This window comes from Chryseobacterium sp. UNC8MFCol, assembly GCF_000482305.1.
Lineage (GTDB): Bacteria > Bacteroidota > Bacteroidia > Flavobacteriales > Weeksellaceae > Chryseobacterium > Chryseobacterium indologenes.
This window is the reverse complement of the sequence record NZ_KI535290.1, coordinates 736,184-742,183: the sequence shown is the minus strand read 5'-3', so window position 1 is coordinate 742,183 and position 6,000 is coordinate 736,184. Positions and strand designations below refer to the sequence as shown.

The following is a 6,000-nucleotide window of genomic DNA, read 5'->3' as shown; positions in this document are numbered from 1 at the left end:
ATTCCTGCTATTTTGCGAACCGCAATAGAGGGTCTTCCTTCTTTTGAAAATAAACCCTCGAACTCAGCTTCTATTTTATCCCAAGAAATCTCATGCGCTAATTTTACAAGTGGATGATCCATATTAATAAGCTCGGTAAGTCTGGTCCTGAATAAATTTTGCTGTAAATCCTGTTTTATTTTTCCTAACATTTTGCCACTTTTTATACCCTAAAAATACGATTTTCTGCAATTTTATACAACATTTTTAAGCGAAATTTGATAATAAAATATTGAATATCAAATCGTTGTATTTATTTTAAGGAATGACTAATTATACCTCAATAGACTTAAAAGAGTGCTAAATATGTGCAAGAGTATTTTTGAAATCCTGAAGTGTATTTTTTTTAAAAAAACAAACTAATTGACTAAATATTGACTAGGAAATAAAAAACCACTTGAAAATCAAGTGGTTAATTGCTAAATTGTAGACCCACAGGGATTCGAACCCCAGATGACTGAACCAAAATCAGTAGTGTTACCGCTACACCATGGGTCTGTTTTTGATGCTGCGAAATTATATAAATTATTTGAAATATAAAAATCAAAAGTAAAGATTATTTTACGGAATTATACTGGTAAAGGCTTTATGGATTGATATCCAAAGTTTTAATTTTTTAATTTTTTTTCAAATTTTCTTACATCCACACTCCTAAAGAATAAAACCTTATCTTTGCAAAAAATTGGGCTCCAAAAGTTGGAGTAACCCATTAATAACTTATCCGGAGCATAGCAAAGGATTATTAAACATTTTTTATGTCAAATATTGTCGCAATCGTTGGACGTCCCAATGTAGGGAAATCCACGCTTTTTAACCGTCTTCTAGAAAGAAGAGAAGCTATCGTAGATTCTACAGCCGGTGTAACCAGAGACCGCCATTATGGAAAATCTGACTGGAATGGAGTAGACTTCACGGTAATTGATACCGGAGGATATGATGTAGGTACAGATGATATCTTTGAGGAAGAGATCCGTAAGCAGGTACAGCTGGCAGTAGATGAAGCAACTTCTATCATCTTTATGATGAATGTGGAAGAGGGGCTTACTGATACTGACCATGAGATCTACAGGATATTGAGAAGATCCAACAAGCCGATTTATATTGTTATTAACAAGGTAGACTCTTCTAAGGAAGAACTTCCGGCAACAGAATTTTATCAGTTAGGAATTGATAAATATTACACACTTTCTTCAGCAACGGGTTCCGGAACAGGAGACTTGCTTGATGACATCGTTAAAGACTTTCCGACTACAGAATATAAAGATCCTTTCGAAGGATTACCAAAAATTACCATTGCAGGACGTCCTAACGTAGGTAAGTCTACGATGACCAATGCTTTATTGGATGTAGAAAGAAATATCGTAACAGATATTGCAGGAACGACCAGAGATAGCATCCAGACGCTGTACAATAAATTCGGACACGAGTTTGTATTGGTAGATACTGCCGGGATGAGAAGAAAGTCTAAAGTAAATGAAGACCTGGAATTCTATTCCGTAATGAGATCTATCCGTTCTATCGAATATTCTGATGTGGTAATCATTATGGTAGATGCTACCCAGGGATGGGAATCTCAGGATATGAATATCTTTGGCCTTGCACAGAAAAACAGGAAAGGAATTGTTATCCTTGTCAACAAATGGGATTTGATCGAAGACAAGCAAACCAATACCATGCGTGATTTTGAAAAATCAATTAAGGATAAAATCGGTCAGTTCCAGGATATTCCAATTCTGTTTGTTTCTGCATTAACAAAACAAAGAATCTTAAAAGCAGTGGAAGTTGCTATGGAAGTATATGAAGATCGTAAAAAGAAGATCAAAACTTCAAAATTGAATGAAGTAATGCTTCCGATTTTCGAACACACCCCACCTCCGGCATTGAAAGGGAAATATATTAAAATCAAATATTGCGTTCAGCTTCCTACACCTTCGCCACAGTTTGTATTCTTCTGCAACCTGCCACAGTATGTGAAGGAGCCTTATAAGAGATTTACTGAAAACCAGTTGAGAAAACAATTCGGGTTTACCGGAGTTCCGATTGAAGTGTATTTCAGACAAAAATAAAAATGACTTTTACATAAAATCTGGCGAGGCGATTTCCTTGCCAGATTTTTTATAGATATATCTATATGACTCGTGTTAAAATGCAAATTCGTTTTTTAGTTGTAATTTTGCAGGAATTAATGTAGACTAACCCTAATTAAAAATTAAGATCTTCATGCTTACTATTTTATCAGATAATTTTTCTCTTGTTAATGAATGGATTAATGAACTTCGAAACGTTGAAGTTCAACATGACCGGATGAGATTCCGAAGAAATATGGAAAGAATAGGAGAAATCGCAGCTTTTGAAATAAGCAAAGGACTGGAGCAAAGAGAAGTTGAAATCCAGACTCCTTTAGATACCATCAAAAGCAGAGAAATTGCAGTACAGCCGGTTATTACTACTATTCTGAGAGCCGGAGTTCCATTGTTTGAAGGAATCCTTAATTATCTTGACAGAGCAGATTGCGGTTTTGTTGCAGCTTATAGAAAACATGATGCGAATGATTATTTTTCTATCAAACAGGATTACCTTACCTGTCCAAGTATTGAAAACAGACCACTCATTGTAGCTGATCCAATGCTGGCAACCGGCGCATCTTTAATTGAAGCTATTAAAGATTTGTTGACAAACGGAAATCCAACCCAGCTTCATATTGTAGCAGCTATTGCTTCCAGACAAGGTGTGGAAACTGTTCAAAAGGCATATCCCGATGCTTACATTTGGGTAGGAGCTATAGATGAACACTTAACGTCTAAAGGGTATATCACCCCTGGCTTAGGAGATGCGGGAGACCTAAGCTACGGAGAAAAACTTCAGCGATAAATTAAGAAAGATTCCAGAAATCTTTTATTAAGCTTACTAATAAATCAGGTCGTACTTTATCCATAGGATGCTTTGTATCCGGAAGTACGGCCATTTTTGCATTAGGGAGGGTTCTGTAGACATTCAGACTTTCTTCAATGGTTACCATATGGTCTCGGTCACCTACCATAATCTGAGTAGGAATAGTAATCGTAGCCAGATTGTTTTCCAATGGAGGATTTTTACCTAAATTAACCATCAGATCAGCTATGGCAGGAAGTAATTGTTTCCATTTTGAGCCGTGTTGTGATTCTAAAAGCTGTGCATATTGAGGAACCTTTTCAAGGATTATATCAGGATCAAGCATTTTGCTCTCTTGTAAAGCCTGTTCTTCGCTCCATTCAAATTTTGTCCCCAAAGTCATAATGGAATTTATATTTTCCGGATTTTTCATTCCATAGCAAAGAGCAACATAGCCTCCCATGCTGTGGCCAAAAATATAAACATCTGTCAGATTATTTTTTGTACAATAGTCTGATAATTCCAGCGTATATTTTTCTATACTGGTGCCGTTCGCAGGAAGTTCTGTATCTCCATGTCCTGAAAATACAGGAGTATGAATATTAAAATATTGCGATAATGTTTCCAGGTAAGGAGTGAATATATCACTGTGACCTAAGGCTCCGTGTAGTAAAATCAAATTGAGCATTGCTATTTAGTTTTCCTGAAAATTAAGAAAAAGAACGGAAAAAAGAAAATTGTCGGACAGCAATCCTTGAGAAATGAAATTTTCTGCTTTCAATTCTCAACTCTCAACTTTCAATTCTCAATTCTCCATTTTCAATTAAAAATTAAACATCTATAGCCATTACCAATACACTCACCCTATTGTTGCCGGAATTTAAAATCTCCCAGGCTATAGAAGAGATGGTATTGCCGGTAGTAAAGACATCATCGATTAGTAAAATATGTTGCCCGCTAACAGGTTGGGTTAAAGAAAAGGTGTTAACGGTTTCCAGCCTGTGTTTCTTATCTTTTAATGCCTGGGCTTTTGAATAGTGATTTCTTTTGATAAGCTGATGATCAAACGGAATCCTGTAAAATTCCGACAATGTCTCCGTGAAAAGGTGAAGCTGATTATATCCCCTTTCTCTTAATTTTTTCGGATGAAGAGGAACGCTTACCAGGAGATCGGGTTTCCGGTTTTTAAAATCCACTACTTCCGTGGTCCATTCTGCAAGAATTTTTCCGACTTTCTCCCTTCCTTTATATTTGAGCTCATGGATAAGCTTCCTGCTCAGGTTTTCTTTTTCAAACTGTATCAGAGCAAAGGTATTCTCAACAGGAAAGAGCAGGCTGCATTTTTCGCGAATAGGATTGTTTTCAAAATAATTGTAATGCGTAAAATGAATCTGATCAAAACATAAATCACATACCAATAACTCAGCATCAATCATTCTGTTGCAATGAATACAGCGGTTAGGAAATAATAGGTCAAGTATCATGAGTGTGTTTTTCTTAAAGATATAAAATACATTTCAATGGGTATCAACCTTTTATCTTAACACTCTTTCATCACAGGATTTCTGAATTTACCTCTCGAAATCTTTTCTCACCTTCTCAATAGAATTTTTCATGCTGAGGTTGAAATGTTCCTTTTCCAGTCGTACGGGCGTAGCTTGTCTTACTTCACAGTCCGGGATGCTGCAGGATTCACAGGTTACACCTACATTAATGGTTTGCAACGTAGGGGATTTGACAAAATTGATTTTTTTGATCGTCTGAGAATTCAGTAAAATCCCAAGGCAATAACTTCTGTTGCTTCCGTCAGAGAAAGGGTTTTTTTGCGAGGTCGAAATAACCAGATAACTTACCCCCTGATCTTTATAATGAGAAATCTGTGCATCGGTAAGCGTTTCGTTTTCCTTCAGGTCATCAAGGTTTTTTACAGCTATCCATCTTCTGCAGTAATGCTCATTGGTGGCGTTGGCGTGAGGAGCCTGTTGATGATTAAGGTGTAGTTCTTTTAAAATCTGGATCTTATCTGAACCTTTCTTTTTGACAAGACACAAATAAAATAAATCTCTAATTCCCATTTCCGCCGAAAGAATATTAGTCAGCCGGTAATAAAAGGTTTCCGGAGAATGGGTGAAACTGTTGATAAGGCTTCCGAAGCTTTCAGGAGCCCATTGGTTTTGCCGGAAAAATTCTGAAGTTTTTTCAATGGCAATTTCTTTGGAAATTAGAAGGGCTCCGGCAAAATATGAAGCATAAAAATTGTTGAGGATCTCTTCAAAACTTCCGAAATCAAGCCACGAATACGTATTGGGACGATTTTTTAATTCAAGGACATTAAAGCCTATTTCTTTTGCTAAAATAAATGTCTTCTGATCCTTTTCAAGCTTTTTATTCAAAAGCAGCAATTTGCGCTCCGGGATAAAAAGAGAACGAAGATTGTCAAGAGTGTCATATTTTTCAAAACCTTCAGACTGAATGGTGTAATTAAACTTTTCCAAAAGAATTTTTTCCAGAACATCAGATTTTAAATCCTTGTTGATCTCCAATTGATTTTCTTCGGCAAACTGGTTTACTTTTTCTTCAATTTCCGGGAAATAATTATCATACAACTCCTGAAATGACCTTAGGACAGCAAAATAAAACCTCTCTTTTCCGAGATTATAGTTTTGGGAAATCTCAATCAGCGCATTAATAAAGGCTGTTACCTTTTTAGGAGCATCACTGATGATACTGATGAGGTTGTTTTTATTAATCCCGAATAATTCCAGCGGAACCTCTTTGAAAAAATCAGATTGTAAAATTTCATTAAACGGAGACAGACTCTTATCCAGTTTGGTAGAAACCAGATCATCAAAAGTACAGCTGAGTGCTTCTGAAAGTTGAATGATCTTGTCGTGTTTCGGATATTTCTTCCCGTTTTCAATTTCGTTAAGGTAAGATTTTGAAAGCCCGGTCTTTACGGCAAGGTCCTGTAACGACCAATTTTTCTTTTGTCGCTGCTGTTTCAGTTTAAGCCCGAAAACTGTTTTGATAAAGTCGCTGTCTGAATTCATTACTCAAATATAAATAATTAGATGCGATTATTCGCATAAT

At 36.2% G+C, this 6,000-nt stretch carries 5 protein-coding genes, 1 tRNA gene and 1 pseudogene; 2 read left to right on the top strand and 5 right to left on the bottom strand.

From position 1 onward, the window contains the following. Together M030_RS0117775 and M030_RS0117770 are read right to left on the bottom strand one after the other, a co-directional pair. Positions 1-191, bottom strand: a pseudogene (locus M030_RS0117775) (IS5/IS1182 family transposase); the annotation flags it as partial. Between the two features lie 275 nt (positions 192-466). Then, a tRNA-Gln gene (locus M030_RS0117770) sits at positions 467-537 on the bottom strand. Between the two features lie 257 nt (positions 538-794). On the opposite strand from M030_RS0117770, the gene der reads away from it, so the two are divergent. Next, positions 795-2,105 carry a ribosome biogenesis GTPase Der gene (der, locus tag M030_RS0117765; RefSeq protein ID WP_027374736.1) on the top strand — a complete coding sequence of 437 codons (1,311 nt, stop codon included), beginning with the start codon at positions 795-797 and terminating at the stop codon, positions 2,103-2,105. Between the two features lie 154 nt (positions 2,106-2,259). Beyond that, entirely contained in the window at positions 2,260-2,910 is a 651-nt protein-coding gene (gene upp / locus M030_RS0117760) for a uracil phosphoribosyltransferase (RefSeq protein ID WP_027374735.1), read from the top strand. Position 2,911: 1 nt separating this feature from the next. Here upp and M030_RS0117755 read toward each other — a convergent pair whose 3' ends face one another. The 3 genes from M030_RS0117755 to M030_RS0117745 form a co-directional block, all read right to left on the bottom strand. Beyond that, entirely contained in the window at positions 2,912-3,598 is a 687-nt protein-coding gene (locus M030_RS0117755; RefSeq protein ID WP_027374734.1) for an alpha/beta fold hydrolase, read from the bottom strand. Positions 3,599-3,740: 142 nt separating this feature from the next. Then, on the bottom strand, positions 3,741-4,394 hold the full coding sequence (locus M030_RS0117750; protein WP_027374733.1) for a ComF family protein: 654 nt from the start codon (positions 4,392-4,394) through the stop codon (positions 3,741-3,743). A gap of 87 nt (positions 4,395-4,481) precedes the next feature. Beyond that, complete coding sequence (locus M030_RS0117745) at positions 4,482-5,960, bottom strand: helix-turn-helix domain-containing protein (protein WP_027374732.1); 1,479 nt, start codon at positions 5,958-5,960, stop codon at positions 4,482-4,484. Between the last annotated feature and the right edge of the window lie 40 nt (positions 5,961-6,000).

Excerpts from the sequence above, each read along its gene's own strand:
- der (WP_027374736.1), top strand. The coding sequence starts at position 795 with ATGTCAAATATTGTCGCAATCGTTGGACGTCCCAATGTAGGGAAATCC.
- upp (WP_027374735.1), top strand. The coding sequence starts at position 2,260 with ATGCTTACTATTTTATCAGATAATTTTTCTCTTGTTAATGAATGGATT.
- M030_RS0117755 (WP_027374734.1), bottom strand. The coding sequence starts at position 3,598 with ATGCTCAATTTGATTTTACTACACGGAGCCTTAGGTCACAGTGATATA.
- M030_RS0117750 (WP_027374733.1), bottom strand. The coding sequence starts at position 4,394 with ATGATACTTGACCTATTATTTCCTAACCGCTGTATTCATTGCAACAGA.
- M030_RS0117745 (WP_027374732.1), bottom strand. The coding sequence starts at position 5,960 with ATGAATTCAGACAGCGACTTTATCAAAACAGTTTTCGGGCTTAAACTG.